Raw genomic sequence first — 15,234 nt, forward strand, 5'->3', positions numbered from 1 at the left:
GGCTCACCGTTTCTCTGAAATCACAGTGCCCAGCTGCTGCAGGTAGGCAACCAGTGCTTCGATTTCAAACTTGCCTTCGATGTCGGCAGAAGCCTTGGCAACCTGTTCGTCGGTGTAGGGAACACCCAGAGTCTGCAGCGTAGACATACGCGCTTCGATGCTCTGGTGATCTACACGGTTTTCGAACAGCCAGGGGAACGCCGGCATGTTGGACTCGGGAACAACGCTGCGCGGATCGTACAGGTGCTGGCGCTGCCAGGCATCCGAGTAGCGACCACCTACACGAGCCAGGTCCGGCCCGGTACGCTTGGAACCCCACAGGAACGGACGGTCATAAACGAACTCGCCCGCAACGGAGTAGTGACCATAACGCTCAGTCTCAGCCCGGAACGGACGGATCTGCTGGGTATGGCACACGTGGCAGCCTTCACGGATGTAAATGTCCCGGCCTTCCAGTTCAAGAGCGGACAGAGGCTCCAGGCCTTCGACCGGCTCGTTCACCTCTTTGTGGAAGAACAGGGGCACCACTTCCGCCAGAAAACCACCACTGATGGTCAGTACGATCAGCACGATCATCAGACCAAGGTTCTTTTCGACTATTTCGTGTCTCATCTGGTCTCTCTCCCTTACGCCGCCTGAACCGCAGCATTATCTTCTGCAACGGCGTCTTTCTGGCGTACGGTCATGTACACGTTGTAGGCCATGATCAGCATGCCGGTCAGGAAGATCGCGCCACCGATGAAGCGTACAAAGTAGCCCGGGTAGGAAGCTTCAAGCGCTTCCACGAAGCTGTAGGTCAGGGTGCCGTCTTCGTTTACTGCGCGCCACATCAGACCTTGCATGATGCCATTCACCCACATGGCGGCGATGTAAAGCACGGTGCCTACGGTAGCCAGCCAGAAGTGAGCGTTGATCAGCGCAGTGCTGTACATTGCCTGGATGCCCCAGAGTTTCGGGATCAGGTGATAAACCGCACCGATACTGATCATAGCAACCCAGCCCAGGGCGCCGGAGTGCACGTGGCCGATGGTCCAGTCAGTGTTGTGGGACAGAGCGTTGACGGTCTTGATAGACATCATCGGGCCTTCGAAGGTAGACATACCGTAGAAGGACAGAGAAACCACCAGGAAACGCAGGATAGGGTCAGTGCGCAGTTTGTGCCAGGCACCGGACAGGGTCATCATGCCGTTGATCATACCGCCCCAGGACGGCGCCAGCAGAATCAGGGACATGACCATGCCTGCGGTCTGTGCCCAGTCAGGCAGAGCGGAGTAATGCAGGTGGTGACCACCGGCCCATACGTAGGTGGCGATCAGTGCCCAGAAGTGCACGATAGACAGGCGATAGGAGTAAACCGGACGGTTGGCCTGCTTGGGAACGAAGTAGTACATCATGCCCAGGAAGCCAGCAGTCAGGAAGAAGCCCACCGCGTTGTGACCGTACCACCACTGCATCATCGCATCGGTAACACCCGCATAGGCGGAGTACGACTTGAAGGCGGTGGCCGGCAGCGCCATGTTGTTACCGATATGCAGTACAGCAACGGTAATGATGAACGCGCCGTAGAACCAGTTGGCAACGTAGATGTGCGGAGTGCTACGCTTCATCACGGTTCCGAAGAACACCAGGGCGTAGCTGACCCAGACAACCGCAATCGCGATGTCAATCGGCCATTCCAGCTCGGCGTATTCCTTGGACGTTGTCAGGCCCATCGGAAGGGTGATGGCAGCAGCCACGATGATCGCTTGCCAGCCCCAGAAGGTGAACGCCGCCAGGCCATCGGAGAACAGGCGGGCCTGACAGGTCCGCTGAACTACATAGTAGGAGGTAGCAAACAGGGCACTACCACCAAAGCCGAAGATAACGGCGTTGGTATGCAGCGGCCGCAGTCGGCCGAAGTGGGTAAAGGGCAGGTCGAGGTTGAGGGATGGCCAAACCAGCTGCGCTGCAATCAGCACACCCAGAGCCATGCCTACAATACCCCATACCACTGTCATGATGGCGAATTGTCTCACCACCTTGTAGTTGTATGTCAGGTTTGCATTTACTGTGCTCATAGCCTTACCAATGGGTTCAGGATGGGGAATTATGCGGGCGCAAGTATGGAGAAACCGTTAGTTGTTTGCAATGATTCAGGTCAACTCCTGATATCCGTCAAATTCGCCGGATTCCGGAGTTTTACCAGTAAGTTGCAATGACAATCATTCCGGGTTCAGAAGCCCTGAAAGGGCAACAGACACCCACTTGCGCGTGGCCAAATGATACCCCTTCAGAGGTAACAGGTGAACGATGTGAAGCTGATTAAGACCAAAGGCTATGGCAAACAGGCCGAAATGGTAATGATTCTGGCCCACGGGGCCGGTGCGCCGATGGATTCTCCCTTTATGGAAGCGCTGTCCGAAGCCCTGGATGATCAGGGCATTGCCTGTGTCCGTTTCGAGTTTCCTTATATGCAGAAACGCCGGGAAGACGGCAAAAAACGCCCGCCGGACCGGCAGCCGAAATTGCTCGAGTGTTTTTCGGAAGTGGTGGCGGCCGTCCGGCAGGAAGTCGGGCCCGGAGCCAGGCTACTGATCGGGGGCAAGTCCATGGGCGGGCGCATGGCTTCGGTGCTTGCCGGCGAAGCCATGGCGGGTATCCGTGGTGTGGTGTGTTATGGCTATCCTTTCCATCCCCCGGGCAAGCCAGACCGTTGGCGTATTGATCACCTGTCGCAGGTTTCCTGCCCGCTGATGGTGGTGCAGGGTACCCGGGATCCGTTCGGCAAGCCGGATGAGCTGGCAGCCCAGGGTGAGATTGCGGGGATTTCGAAGCTGGTCTGGCTGGATGGTGGTAACCATGATTTCCAGCCTCCGGTGCGGCATCCCGAAACCCAGGCCAGCCTGATTCAGCAGGCGGCCGGCCATACCCGTCAGTTTTTGGCGGATTTTGTCACAGCCTCGTGAGTGCCCGGTGCGCCCCTGACCTGGTCCCGTCCCGCCGCCTTGGCAGTGTAAAGTGCTTCGTCGGCCCGGCGGAACAGCTCCCTGGGGCCTTCGCCCGGTTGCAGGGCGGCAATGCCGGCGCTCAGGGTCAGGCACAGGTCGGCGCCATCGGGTGTTCGGATTACCGTGGTTCGCATGGCCTGGAGGATGGACTGGCACAGAGTGATGGCGCCATCGGGCGTTGTCTCCGGTAACAGCAGGGCAAATTCTTCACCACCAAACCGGATGGCGACATCTCTCGGACGTCTAACGTGGCCGGCCAGGTTGTCGGCTATCTTCTTCAGGCACTGGTCGCCAAAATCATGGCCCCAGGTGTCATTGATCCGCTTGAAGTGGTCGGCGTCGACCAGGGCCAGTGTCAGTGGCTGGCCGGTGCGCCGGGCCTCGGCACAGAGTTCCGGCATGATGTTATCCATGTGCCGGCGGTTGTGCAGCCCGGTCAGGGCGTCGTTGAGACTCAGAGACGCCAGTTTCCGGTTTGCCTGTTCCAGTTCCTGCATGGTGTTGCGTAACTGGGTGGTGCGCTCGTGTACCTTGAATTCCAGTTCGGTCCTGGCTTGCTGTTCGATATCCAGCAACTTCTGGTTCAGCAGACGCCACCGTTGCACCATGGCGTAGTTCAGCAGCACCACCTGGGCACCGATGGCCGCCTGCATCATGACTTCCCGGGCCTGATAGTCGCCCAGGTGGCCGAAAGCCGCCAGGGCGTACAGCAAGGCACCAACCACCATCACGAGCCAGGCGCCGAGATACCAGAACGCGGGCTGGTAACCCTGGCGCCAGCGAATGGTGGCAATCACCGACAGGCTGGCAATCACCGACAGGGTCAGGAAGGTATTCAGCAGGATGCTTTTCGAGTACGGCAGAATAAAGCTGGCTCCAAGGAAGCCGACTGAGGTCCATGCCAGAATTTGCATGGCCTTTGCCGCAAGGGTGCCGGATTCGATTTCCAGGAAAGAGCCGCCAAACAACACCATGGCCAGGGAACACAGGGCCAGCCCCAGGGGGATCGACTGATTGGCCAGCTCGGTGTTGTCGGGCCAGAAGTACTGGTTAGCCAGCCCGCCCATGGCAAACAGGAACAGGGCCATGGAAACTATGTAGAACGCGTTGAAGAAGTAGTAGCGGGTACCGGAGCTGAAGAACAACACCAGGTTGAACACCGCCAGCACCAGCAGTGCACCGTAAAACAGCCCGTGCACCAGGGTCAGGTGGTTGCTCTCGGCAACGGCTTCACCGGGTGTGACCAGCGACAGCGGCACATTGAGCGCACCGCTGCTGTGAATCCGGAGGGTAATGGTGCGTTCTTCCTGTACATCCAGTGTGACGGGCAGCAGGTAATAACGGTAATCTATGCCCCGGCTGGCAAACGGGAAGCGGTCACCGGTTTGCAGGGGTGGTTCCAGTTCGGTGTACTGCCCGGGATTGTCCGGGGTGTGTTGCCAGAAGGTGATTTCATCCAGCAGCGGATAACTGAGTTTCAGGAACCAGAACGCCTGTTGCGGGCTGCTGTTACGGACCGTGAGCGTCACCCAGTACACCGCGTCGGTATGGCTGAACACCAGGTCATGGCCCTGCGCCGCCTGCCATTGCAGATTCTCGGGCAAGGCGCCCGGAAACCTGGCGCTGTGGGCCGGGTCGCCGGGACGGGCGCTGTAAAAGCACAGGTGATCATTGATGCGCTGTCGGGCGTCTGCGCTGGCAGCATCAAGCACCGTGCAGCGCTCGGCGGCAAAGGCCTGCTCCGGGCCGAACAGGGCCAGCAAAGCCACTACAAACAGGGCACAGGCTCGGTTGAGCATAGACAACATCCCGTAACAGCAAAGCGGGAAGTGTAGCCAGAATAAACCAGAGCGACCGTTAAACAGGTTCAACTTTCGTGGCCGGCCAGGTGCCATTTTCCTGACGGCCCCCGGGAAACACTTTATATGCAACAGATCATGCTGATATGCCGGCCAGGGTTCGAGACCGAGGCAGGTCAGGAACTGACCGACCAGGCTGCGGCGGCCGGTATTTTTGGTTATTTCCAGCCCGGCAAGAACACCGGGTTACTCCGCTTCACCATTGGTGGCAACGAGCCGGCCGAAGAACTGATGCGCCGCGTGGCCCTGGATAGCCTGGTCTTCACCCGGGACTGGTTTGCGCTGCTGGGCGATTGCGAATTGCCGGCCAGCGATCGGGTAGGGGCGATCCTGGCGTTCCTGAATGATCAGGAGTGGCAGGGCGACCGCTGTGCACGCCTGGAGGTACGGCTGTCGGAAATCAATGACGACCGGGACCTTGGCAACTTCGCCCGCAAATGGGTGGCGCCCCTGTCAAAAGGTCTGCGCGGTGCCGGCCTGTTAAAGGACGATCAGGAGGCCGAGGCACCGGTAAGGCTGGAAATTCTGCTGACGGATTTCAGCACGGCTGTGGTGGGTTACAGCCTGGCCGGCAACCGGTCACCCTTTGTCGGTGGCGTGCCCAGATTGCGTTTGCCGGCGTCAGCCCCCAGCAGGTCGGCGCTCAAGCTGGAAGAAGCCTGGAAAGTGTTTCTGCCGAAGGAGCGCTGGCTGGATTATCTCGGCGGCGGCAAAAAGTCGGTTGACCTGGGCGCCGCTCCCGGCGGCTGGACCTGGCAGTTGGTGCGGCAGGGCATGATGGTAACGGCGGTAGACAATGGCCCCATGAACCCGGAGCTGATGGCCAGTGGCCATGTGGAACATGTGGAGGCCGATGGCTACGCCTGGCGGCCGAAGCGGGCCGTGGACTGGATGGTGTGCGATATTGTTGATAAACCCCGCCGGACGGCGCGGATGGCGGTGGACTGGATGGGTGAGAAGCTGTGCCGCTACACGGTGTTCAATCTCAAGCTGCCGATGAAAAAGCGATACGAGGAATGGCTGGTGTGCCGGGAAATCCTGGTTCAGGGCCTGGAGGATGCGGGCCTGCATTGTCAGCTGAAGGCCCGCCACCTGTACCATGACCGTGAAGAGATCACCTGTTTTATCGAGCGGCTCGACTAGCCTCTCAAGGCATGGGGCTTTGCTCGAGCACGGTGATGGCCTCATCCTGGTCCATCATCGGTATCAGTTCGGCCATCAGGTTCTTGCGGGTTTCCGAGTGGTACCAGCGCTGCCAGTCAGCTTCTGAGCGCCAGTTGGCCAGGGTGATGCGATGGTTGGGGTCGTGGCTGTCGACCAGGGTTTCGCCGGAAATAAACCCCGGCGCGCCCACCGCCTGTTGCAGCACCAGTCGGGACCGCTCTTCATAGGCAGTTTCGAGTGTTTCGGCAATATGGCGTTCAATCAGAACCCGGATCATTAAAATCTCCTTTATTTTCGATGCTATAAACAATAATTTAGCACTGAATTCTGAAAAATCACGAGAACTTCTGGAGGCAATGTTGGCAGTTTCAGATTTTGACGCGGAACTCGATGCCCGGGGGCTGTTTTGCCCGGAACCGGTGATGATGCTGCACAACCGCATTAACGATGTGGAGCCCGGGCAAGTGCTGCGGGTACTGGCCACAGACCCGTCGACGACCCGCGATATTCCGCGTTTCTGCCAGTTCCTTGGCCATGAGCTGATAGGTGAACACGAGCAGGATGGGGAATACGTATACCTGATCCGGCGCAGCGAAGGCTGACGCCGGCCAGGTCAACGCAAGTCAGCTCAGATTTCCCGGGCGACCTTGTCCAGATGATCCATGAACTGCTCCCTGTCCATTTCTCCCAGAATCCGGGCCTGGCCCAGCTCCTCGCCATTGTTGCGGTAAAACAGGATGGCCGGCGGGCCGAACAGGCCCAGTTCGTCCAGAAGGGCCTGCTGGGCCCGGGTGTTGTCTGTCATATCAATCTGCAACAGGGTGTAGGGCCGTAATGCCTGAATCACATCCGGCTTGCTGAACACGTTGCGTTCCATCACTTTGCAGGAAATACACCAGTCGGCGTAGAAGTCGAGCATTACGGGCTGCCCGGCGCTGCGGGCATCGGCCAGCATGGCGCGAATCTGCTCCGGGTCTTCTACCCGCTCGAAAGGCGCGTGGGCTTCGGCAGCGCCAGCCGCTGACACGGTACCGGCGGTGGCTACAAAGGGATCCAGCGGGCGCAGGGGATCACTGGCCCCGCCAGCCGCGCCGGCCAGCAAGGCCAGGCCGTAGGCAAAAAACACTAGGCCGAAGCCTTTGCGGGTGCGCTCCCAACCGGCCCTGGCGGCATCAAAGGCGCCCAGTTGCACGCCGGTGATGGCAATCAGCAGACCCCAGAGCGTCAGCCCGGCCCAGGCCGGAATCAGCCGCTCGACCAGCCAGATGGCCACGGCCAGCAGCATCACACCATAGAAGTGTTTGACGGTAGTCATCCAGTGGCCCGAGGTAGGCAGCAGCTTGCGCCCGCCCACGGCTACCAGGATCAGTGGCACGCCCATACCCAGGCCGAGGGACAGCAGGGCAACGCCGCCGATGACCGGATCCTGGGTGGTGGAAATATAGAGCAGGCTGCCGGCAAGGGGAGCCGACACGCAGGGTGAGACAATCAGGGCAGACAGCGCGCCGATACCGAACAGGCTCAGTACCCGGCCGCCGGTCATCTTCTGGCTGGCATCGTTCAGGGGCTCCCGGATAAAGCGCGGCAGCTGGATTTCAAACATGTCGAACATCGACAGGGCAAAGACAACAAACATCGCCGCAAAGACCCCGAGCACCCAGGGCGATTGCAGGTGCGCCTGCAGGTTGAAGCTGGCTCCCAGCAAACCGGTGATCACCCCGGCGGCGGCATAGGTAATGGCCATGCCCAGCACATAACTGCCGGACAGCATTAGCGCCTGGCCGGTGGAGCGGGTGTTATGGCCCGAAACCATGCTGGAAATGATCGGCACCATGGGCAGCACGCAGGGGGTAAAGGTCAGGCCCAGCCCCAGCAGGAAAAACAGGCCGGCAATCATCCAGATGGTCTGGCTGGACAGGAAGCTGGCCAGGCCGCTGGCGCTGGAAGTGTCTGCGCCCTGCACGGAGCCCGGGCCGGTATTTGTGCCGGCAGCGCTGCCACTGCTGTTGCTGGTTGCGGCAGCGGCGGATTCACCACCGTTTCCGCCCGGATAATACAGCACATCCCGGGTCTGTGGCGGGTAGCAAAGACCGGCTTCCGCGCAGCCCTGGTAGGTCACCTGGAGTTCTGCTTCGCGGACACCATCCGGCAGGTTTACCGGCACCCGGGCTTCTACGGGATCAAAGAAGACTTCCATTTCACCGAAGAAGTCGTCTTCGGTCAGGGTGCCCGGCACGGAAAAATCGGGTTCTCCGAGGGTGACACCCTCGGTGACGGGGTTAATCCTGATGCGGGACTTGTACAGGTAGTGTCCGGGGGTGATATCCCAGGACAGCACAACAGCGCCCTGATCGGTGGAGAAGTTAAACGGGAGGGCTTCATCCACGGGCAGGAAGTCGCCGTTTCCGCCGCCGAACAGGGAGTTTCCGGAGTTGCCGAAAGCTTGCGCGGGCGAGGACGCCAACAGGCCCAGCATGGCGAGCAAAAGCAGTGCAGGCAGCAAAAGGGCGTGGCGGCGGATACCGGGATCAGAGAGCGTTGTCATGAATTCGTGATAATCCTGTGTCGTAAATGCATGAAGTCGTTCTGCCGGGGGGTGGACACGGGGGCCCCGCTAAAGTTCCCTCTGGTATTGGCCGGAGTAAAGTCGCACAATAGCCAACCGATGAACCACAATCCAGACGATCTTATCATGCTGTTCAATGACCTGTTCCGGGAAAGCTGCCGGACGCTACTGGTCAGGGGCAGCGACGAACCGGAATACATTCCTGCCAGCGAGCCCGAGGGGTTTGCCCGGGTGGTCTTTGCCCACGGATATTTTGCCAGCGCCCTGCACGAAATTGCCCACTGGTGTATTGCCGGTGAGCACCGCCGCACACTGCACGACTATGGTTACTGGTATTGTCCGGACGGGCGTACCCTGGAACAGCAGCAAGCCTTCGAGAACGTTGAAATCCGGCCCCAGGCCATCGAGTGGCTGTTTTCGCTGGCGGCCGGTTCGCGGTTCCATATCAGTGTGGACAACCTGGCAGGCGACGGCGCGGCCGACGAACAGGCCTTCCGGCGTAACGTTTGTAAACAGGCTGCGGATTACCTCGAGCATGGCCTGCCGGAACGGGCCCAGCAGTTTTTTGACACACTCAAGCAGTTCTACAACACTTCAACCCGCATCGGCCACGACTGGAACTACGACAAGGTTCGCATAGCGCCGGCGGGGAATGAATACCTTAAATCAAGGACAGCAGACACTCTATGACACCTGAAATCAAACATACGGGCGACCTACGCTTCGGTGATCTCAACCTGGATCAACGCCTGCTGGATGCCATTACCAAAATCGGCTTTGAATACTGCACGCCTATCCAGGCGGAAACCCTGCCCTGGACCCTGGCCTGTGAAGACCTGATCGGCCAGGCCCAGACCGGCACCGGCAAAACCGCGGCCTTCCTGATTACCGCCATCCAGACCCTGCTGGAAACCCCGATCGACGAGAAAGACCGCTTTGCCTCGGAACCGAGGGTCCTGGCCCTGGCGCCGACCCGTGAACTGGCCATGCAGATTGCCAAGGACGCCGAGCAGCTGTGCCAGTACACCGGCCATAACGTGGTGACCGTGGTAGGCGGCATGAACTACGACAAGCAGCGGGAACAGCTGCAGAACGAAATCGTGGACATCCTGGTGGCTACCCCGGGCCGGCTGATCGACTTTCTGGGCTCCCAGGATGTGTTCCTGGACCAGCTCGACATCCTGATCCTGGACGAAGCAGACCGGATGCTCGACATGGGCTTTATCCCGGACGTAAAACGCATTATCCGCAAATGCACGCCCAAGGATGAGCGCCAGACCCTGCTGTTCAGCGCCACCTTCAACCAGGACGTACTGAACCTGGCTTCCATGTGGACCCGTAACGCCGAGTTTGTGGAAATCGAGCCGGAACAGAAAACCGCCGAGCGGGTTGAGCAAACGGTCTACCTGGTGTCTGACGACGACAAACTGCCAGTACTGGTGAATTACCTGAAGCGTCCGGAAGTGGACAAGGCTATTGTCTTCGCCAACCGCCGTGACCAGTGCCGTGACCTGGAAGAAGACCTCCGTAACCAGGGCGTTAAAGTTTCCCTGATGTCCGGAGAAATTGCCCAGAACAAGCGCCTGAAAACCCTGGACCAGTTCAAGAAAGGACAGATCCAGGTGCTGGTGGCAACCGATGTGGCGGGCCGGGGTATTCACGTGAACGGTGTCACCCACGTGTTCAACTATAACCTCCCGGAGAACGCCGAGGACTACGTGCACCGGATCGGCCGTACCGGCCGGGCAGGCAGTACCGGTGTTTCGGTGAGCTTCGCCGGCGAAGAAGATGCGTTCGCGCTGCCGGAGATCGAGAAATACATCAGCCAGAAGCTGAAGACCGCGGTGCCGGACGAGGACCTGATGGCTGCCATGGAAAATCCGCCGATCACCCGCAAGCGCGGAGGTCGCCGGCCTCAGGGCAACCGTGGTTCCGGTGGCCGTGGTGGTCCGCGCCCGCGCCGCAACTGATCGGGAACCCGGAGACAGGTTATGTTGATCGTTGCAGATGAGAATATTCCGTTACTCGATGCCTTTTTCGGGGATATCGGGGAGATTCGCCGGGTTACCGGAAGAACCCTGACCCGGGACCAGGTGGAAGATGCCGACATCCTGCTGGTGCGGTCGGTAACCCCGGTCGGGCCCGGGTTACTGGAAGGCACTCGGGTAAAGTTTGTCGGTACCACCACCATCGGCACCGATCACGTGGACCTGGACTGGCTGGAACAGCAGGGCATTGCCTTCGCGGCTGCCCCCGGCTGTAATGCCAGCAGCGTGGCGGAATACGTGTTGTCGGTGCTTTCGCTGTTTGCCGAGCGCCAGGGGCGTGATGACTGGAGCTCTCTGAGTGTCGGGATTGTCGGCGTTGGCAATGTTGGCGGAGCCCTCGCCCGGGTTCTTGACCGGCTCGGTTTCGAGGTTCGGTTGTGTGATCCGCCGAGGCAGGACGCCGAGCCGGAGTCAGACGAAGCCTTTGTGAGCCTGGCGGAAGCGCTGGAGTGCGATGTCGTCACCCTGCACACGCCGCTGACCCGAACCGGTGCCCATGCTACCCACCATATGATTTCCTCAGCGGAGCTTGCGGCACTTCGGCCCGACCAGCTGCTGATCAATTCTGGCCGTGGCGAAGTCATCGATAACCAGGCCCTGAAACATCGCCTCGAACAGGCTGATGCACCACTGGCAGCGCTGGATGTCTGGGAAGGCGAGCCCCGTATCGATCCCGAACTGGTGGCGCTGACCTGGCTGGCGACGCCCCATATTGCCGGTTATAGCCTGGAAGGCAAGGTTCAGGGCACAGAGATGATCTACCAGGCTCTGAGTCAGTTTCTGGGGTTGCCGGTGCGCAAGAAGGCCGGCCAGTTTTTGCCGGAACCGGCCATGAGCAAGGTCTCGTTTACCAGCAATGCCGCCGAGGATGCGGCGATCCGCATTGCGCTCCGGGCTTGTTATGACCCCCGCCAGGACGACGCCCGCTTGCGATTGGCGATGACAGGAGCCCCGGAAGAGCGGGGCCTGGCTTTTGACCAGCTGCGCCGGGACTACCCGGTACGGCGGGAATGCTCCAGTCTGAAGGTTCAGCTCAAAGGCAGTAGCAAGTCCCTGCAGGACAGTTTCAAGGCCATCGGTTTCAAACTGAAAATCTGACCAGGATGCTTGCCTGGTTGGCGAAAAGCAGAAGGGGCGCATAGTGCGCCCCTTCTTCGTTATGGCCTGGCTGACCCGCTTATAGCTTGGCGTTTTGCAGTGCGGCAATCCGGTCTTCCAGCGGCGGGTGGGTCATGAACATGGCCGCCAGGCCGGAGCGGGCTCCGCGGTTGATACCGAAGGCCTGCAGGGTATCCGGCATCTGGTCCGGCACCTCGCTTTCCTGTTTCAGGCGGGCCAGGGCATTGATCATGGCGCCGCGCCCTGCCAGCTGGGCACCGGCGATATCAGCCCGGAATTCCCGGCGACGGGAGAACCAGAACACAATAGTGCTGGCCAGGCTACCCAGGACGATTTCCGCAACGATGCTGACCACAAAGAAACCAAGCCCGTGGCCGTTTTCGTTCTTGAAAATCACCCGGTCGACAAACGAGCCGATCACCCGGGATGCGAAAATCACGAAGGTGTTCACTACGCCTTGAATCAGGGTCAAGGTTACCATGTCGCCATTGGCCACGTGGCCGATCTCATGGCCCAGCACCGCCCGGATTTCATCCTTGTTGAAACGGTGCAGAAGGCCTTCGCTAACGGCGACCAGCGAGTCGTTCTTGTTCCAGCCGGTGGCAAAGGCGTTGGACTGGGACGCCGGGAAAATCGCGACTTCCGGCATGCCGATGCCGGCATTCTTTGCCAGTTCCGCGACGGTATCCACCAGCCAGCGCTCGGCAGGGGTGCGGGGCGACTCAATCACCTGCGCCTTGGTGCTCCACTTGGCCATGGGCTTGGAAATCAGCAGGGAAATGATCGCACCGGCAAAGCCGAAGACGGCGGCAAAGGCCAGCAGGGAGCCGTAATCAATGCCTTGCCCGGCCAGGTAACTGTCGACCCCGAGCAGGCGCAGGGTAAAGCTTGCCACCAGAATAACGGCCAGGTTAGTGGCCAGAAACAACAGAATGCGCATAGAGTTTTCCTGTAGTGACGTACGCTGAATCGTGTTGGCTGTCTGACCGTTATATGTGGCCCGGGTTCACTGCTTCAAGATCCTTACCGTGATTTAATGCAGCCCTTCGGCACTGAAATCCGTAAAGAAAGCGGCCTGGACGGCCAGGCTGATACGGGTGGAACTGCCGTTTTTCAGGGCGGCCCGAAGCAGGTGGATATAGGTAGACAGGTCCTGCTGGACTGAGGCCGGAAGGTTCGCTTCCTCGGGCAGGGCATTCAGCCTCCGGGCCAGTGATTGTGGTGCTGGTGCGCTGAGGCGAACGAAGGCTTCCCGGGTCAGCACCGCCTGGTCCAGGGCTTCCTGGCGGATGGTGTCGACATATCGCAGCAAACCTTCTTCCTGCAGCCACAGCAGGGCGCCGAAGCAAGCCATGTGGCGTTTGCTGTGCAGCCCGAATTCGTCCGGCTCATCCGGGCCGGCAATGTCTTCCACAAACAGGTTGGTGCGCCTGGGGAAGGCAGCGTACAACTGCGCCAGGGCGATGGCTACGTCCTTGTAAAATTCCTCGACATGAATGTCGGCCATGATAGATCCCGATTATTGGCGGTAGTGTTCCAGGAAGTTGGCCAGCCGTCCCATGGCATCTGCCATGGTGTCCTGGCGGGGCAGGAACACCACCCGGAGGTGTTGCTTGTCGTCGATGTTGAAGGCGGAACCCTGTACCAGCAGGATTTTTTCCTGCAGCAGCAAGTCCAGCACCAGTTTTTCATCGTTGGCGATGGGGAAGTGCTTCGGGTCCAGCTTCGGGAACATGTACAGGGCGCCCTGGGGCTTCACACAGCTGACGCCCGGAATGTCGTTGAGCATGCGCCAGGTGGTTTCGCGCTGCTCATAGAGCCGTCCGCCGGGTGCCACCAGGTCGTTGATGGACTGGTAGCCGCCCAGGGCGGTCTGGATGGCCAGCTGGGCCGGCACGTTGGCGCACAAGCGCATGTTCGACAGCATCTCGATGCCTTCGATCAGGTCCCGTGCCCGGTGCTTGGCGCCGCTGATGATCATCCAGCCGGAACGGTAGCCGGCTGCCCGGTAGTTTTTCGACAGGCCGTTGTAGGTAAAGAACAGCACGTCTTCGGCCAGGGAGGCGATGGACGTGTGCACGGTGCCGTCGTACAGAATCTTGTCGTAGATTTCGTCAGCCAGGATGATCAGGTTGTGCTTGCGGGCCAGTTCGATCACCTGGTGCAGCAGCTCATCCGAATACACCGCGCCTGTGGGGTTGTTCGGGTTGATTAGAACAATGGCCTTGGTGCGACGGGTGATCTTCTTCTTGATATCGTCGATATCCGGGAACCAGTTCTGCTGCTCGTCGCAACGGTAGTGTACCGGCTTGCCGCTGGACAGGGTGACGGCTGCGGTCCACAGCGGATAGTCGGGGGCCGGTATCAGTACTTCGTCGCCGGTATTGAGCATGGCCTGCATGGACATCACGATCAGTTCACTGACACCGTTACCCAGGTAGATATCATCAATGTCTACCCGGGGAATGCCGCGCTGCTGGCTGTAATGCATGACCGCCTTGCGGGCAGAGAACAGGCCCTTGGACTCCACATAGCCCTGGGCCTGGTGCATGTTGTAGATCACATCCTGCTGGATCTCTTCGGGCACATCCAGTTCGAAGGCAGCCGGGTTGCCGATATTGAGCTTGAGTACCCGGTGGCCTTCTTCCTCGAGCCGACGCGCCTCACGCAGAACCACGCCACGAATTTCATAACATACGTTGTCGAGTTTGGCGGATTTGAAATAGTTCTGCATGGCGTGATGCGTCCTTAACGAAAAACGGGAAAAGTTTCCGGATAACGGAAGCTTACTATTCTAGCGGAGGGATGTACCGGGGTAACAGGGGCAATTGTGACCAATTGTGGCGAATTACCGATTGATCACGGGAAGGTTGCCCGCCGGAAGTGCCAACTCTGTCCCGAAATGCCGTAAAAAGGGATGGTTGGACACAACCAAATTGCGCACAATGCGAACCCGCCCATTCAATACAAGGCAGTCAAACCATGTCGGACGCAACCATCTACGATTTCAGCGCCAAGGATATCAAGGGTAATGAAGTATCGCTGGCGGACTATCAGGGCAAGGTATTATTGATCGTCAATACCGCCTCCAAGTGTGGTTTTACGCCGCAGTTCGAGGGTCTTCAGAACCTGCACAAGGAGCTTGGCGACAAGGGCTTTGAAGTGCTGGGCTTCCCCTGTAACCAGTTCCTGAGCCAGGACCCGGGTGATGAAAATGCCATCAGCCAGTTCTGCTCCCTGAATTACGGTGTCAGCTTTCCCATGTTCGCCAAGATCGAGGTGAACGGTGAAGGCACCCATCCGCTGTTCCGGTTCCTGAAAAAAGAAGCCAAGGGGCTGATGGGCTCGGAAAAGGTTAAGTGGAACTTCACCAAGTTCCTGGTGGACAGTAACGGCCGCGTTGTTCGCCGCTATGCGCCTACCGCCAAGCCGGAAGAAATCCGGGCGGATATCGAAAAGCTGCTCTGATTCCGGCGCCACTCCGGGCTCTG

General features: G+C 59.4%; 15 protein-coding genes. 7 read left to right on the forward strand and 8 right to left on the reverse strand.

Annotation, left to right across the window (positions count from 1 at the left end; translation table 11 throughout):
- Positions 1-3: 3 nt before the first annotated feature.
- Entirely contained in the window at positions 4-612 is a 609-nt protein-coding gene (gene ccoO / locus H3Z84_RS01200) for a cytochrome-c oxidase, cbb3-type subunit II (protein WP_199455967.1), read from the reverse strand.
- Between the two features lie 14 nt (positions 613-626).
- Entirely contained in the window at positions 627-2,057 is a 1,431-nt protein-coding gene (gene ccoN, locus H3Z84_RS01205) for a cytochrome-c oxidase, cbb3-type subunit I (RefSeq protein WP_199455968.1), read from the reverse strand.
- 234 nt (positions 2,058-2,291) lie between these two features.
- On the opposite strand from ccoN, the gene H3Z84_RS01210 reads away from it, so the two are divergent.
- Positions 2,292-2,945, forward strand: a complete 654-nt coding sequence (locus H3Z84_RS01210; protein ID WP_323126997.1) for an alpha/beta family hydrolase — start codon at positions 2,292-2,294, stop codon at positions 2,943-2,945.
- Here H3Z84_RS01210 and H3Z84_RS01215 read toward each other — a convergent pair.
- Positions 2,912-4,786, reverse strand: a complete 1,875-nt coding sequence (locus tag H3Z84_RS01215; RefSeq protein WP_199455969.1) for a diguanylate cyclase — start codon at positions 4,784-4,786, stop codon at positions 2,912-2,914. The two genes, H3Z84_RS01210 and H3Z84_RS01215, sit on opposite strands and share 34 nt — an antisense overlap.
- A gap of 126 nt (positions 4,787-4,912) precedes the next feature.
- Between H3Z84_RS01215 and rlmM the strand changes: the two genes are divergently transcribed.
- Entirely contained in the window at positions 4,913-5,989 is a 1,077-nt protein-coding gene (gene rlmM / locus H3Z84_RS01220; protein ID WP_199455970.1) for a 23S rRNA (cytidine(2498)-2'-O)-methyltransferase RlmM, read from the forward strand.
- Positions 5,990-5,993: 4 nt separating this feature from the next.
- On the opposite strand, the gene H3Z84_RS01225 is transcribed toward rlmM, so the two are convergent.
- A complete protein-coding gene (locus tag H3Z84_RS01225; RefSeq protein WP_199455971.1) occupies positions 5,994-6,287 on the reverse strand; it encodes an antibiotic biosynthesis monooxygenase family protein in 294 nt (97 codons plus the stop codon).
- 79 nt (positions 6,288-6,366) lie between these two features.
- Here H3Z84_RS01225 and tusA point away from each other — a divergent pair, with 79 nt between their 5' ends.
- Positions 6,367-6,612 carry a sulfurtransferase TusA gene (gene tusA / locus H3Z84_RS01230; RefSeq protein ID WP_199455972.1) on the forward strand — a complete coding sequence of 82 codons (246 nt, stop codon included), beginning with the start codon at positions 6,367-6,369 and terminating at the stop codon, positions 6,610-6,612.
- A gap of 26 nt (positions 6,613-6,638) precedes the next feature.
- Here tusA and dsbD read toward each other — a convergent pair whose 3' ends face one another.
- Positions 6,639-8,555 (reverse strand): protein-disulfide reductase DsbD, encoded by a 1,917-nt coding sequence (gene dsbD / locus H3Z84_RS01235; RefSeq protein WP_228285838.1) that lies wholly within the window; start codon positions 8,553-8,555, stop codon positions 6,639-6,641.
- A gap of 147 nt (positions 8,556-8,702) precedes the next feature.
- On the opposite strand from dsbD, the gene H3Z84_RS01240 reads away from it, so the two are divergent.
- From H3Z84_RS01240 to pdxB, 3 genes are read left to right on the forward strand one after another with little or no spacing between them, the layout of a single operon-like run.
- Complete coding sequence (locus H3Z84_RS01240) at positions 8,703-9,266, forward strand: elongation factor P hydroxylase (protein WP_414673917.1); 564 nt, start codon at positions 8,703-8,705, stop codon at positions 9,264-9,266.
- Complete coding sequence (locus H3Z84_RS01245; RefSeq protein WP_199455974.1) at positions 9,263-10,546, forward strand: DEAD/DEAH box helicase; 1,284 nt, start codon at positions 9,263-9,265, stop codon at positions 10,544-10,546. The genes H3Z84_RS01240 and H3Z84_RS01245 overlap by 4 nt, the downstream gene beginning before the upstream one ends.
- 21 nt (positions 10,547-10,567) lie before the next feature.
- Positions 10,568-11,722 (forward strand): 4-phosphoerythronate dehydrogenase PdxB, encoded by a 1,155-nt coding sequence (gene pdxB / locus H3Z84_RS01250; RefSeq protein ID WP_199455975.1) that lies wholly within the window; start codon positions 10,568-10,570, stop codon positions 11,720-11,722.
- A 79-nt stretch (positions 11,723-11,801) separates the two neighbouring features.
- Here the strand turns inward: pdxB and htpX are convergent, their stop codons facing one another.
- From htpX to H3Z84_RS01265, 3 genes are all read right to left on the reverse strand, one after another.
- On the reverse strand, positions 11,802-12,683 hold the full coding sequence (htpX, locus tag H3Z84_RS01255) for a protease HtpX (protein ID WP_199455976.1): 882 nt from the start codon (positions 12,681-12,683) through the stop codon (positions 11,802-11,804).
- Positions 12,684-12,776: 93 nt separating this feature from the next.
- Positions 12,777-13,250: a hypothetical protein gene (locus tag H3Z84_RS01260; RefSeq protein WP_199455977.1), complete on the reverse strand. Its 474-nt coding sequence runs from the start codon at positions 13,248-13,250 to the stop codon at positions 12,777-12,779.
- Positions 13,251-13,262: 12 nt separating this feature from the next.
- Positions 13,263-14,477 carry a pyridoxal phosphate-dependent aminotransferase gene (locus tag H3Z84_RS01265; protein ID WP_022988002.1) on the reverse strand — a complete coding sequence of 405 codons (1,215 nt, stop codon included), beginning with the start codon at positions 14,475-14,477 and terminating at the stop codon, positions 13,263-13,265.
- Positions 14,478-14,725: 248 nt separating this feature from the next.
- Here H3Z84_RS01265 and H3Z84_RS01270 point away from each other — a divergent pair, with 248 nt between their 5' ends.
- Positions 14,726-15,211, forward strand: a complete 486-nt coding sequence (locus H3Z84_RS01270; protein ID WP_199455978.1) for a glutathione peroxidase — start codon at positions 14,726-14,728, stop codon at positions 15,209-15,211.
- Positions 15,212-15,234 lie beyond the last annotated feature (23 nt).

The organism is Marinobacter sp. bablab_jr003 (assembly GCF_016464245.1).
Taxonomy (GTDB): domain Bacteria; phylum Pseudomonadota; class Gammaproteobacteria; order Pseudomonadales; family Oleiphilaceae; genus Marinobacter; species Marinobacter vinifirmus.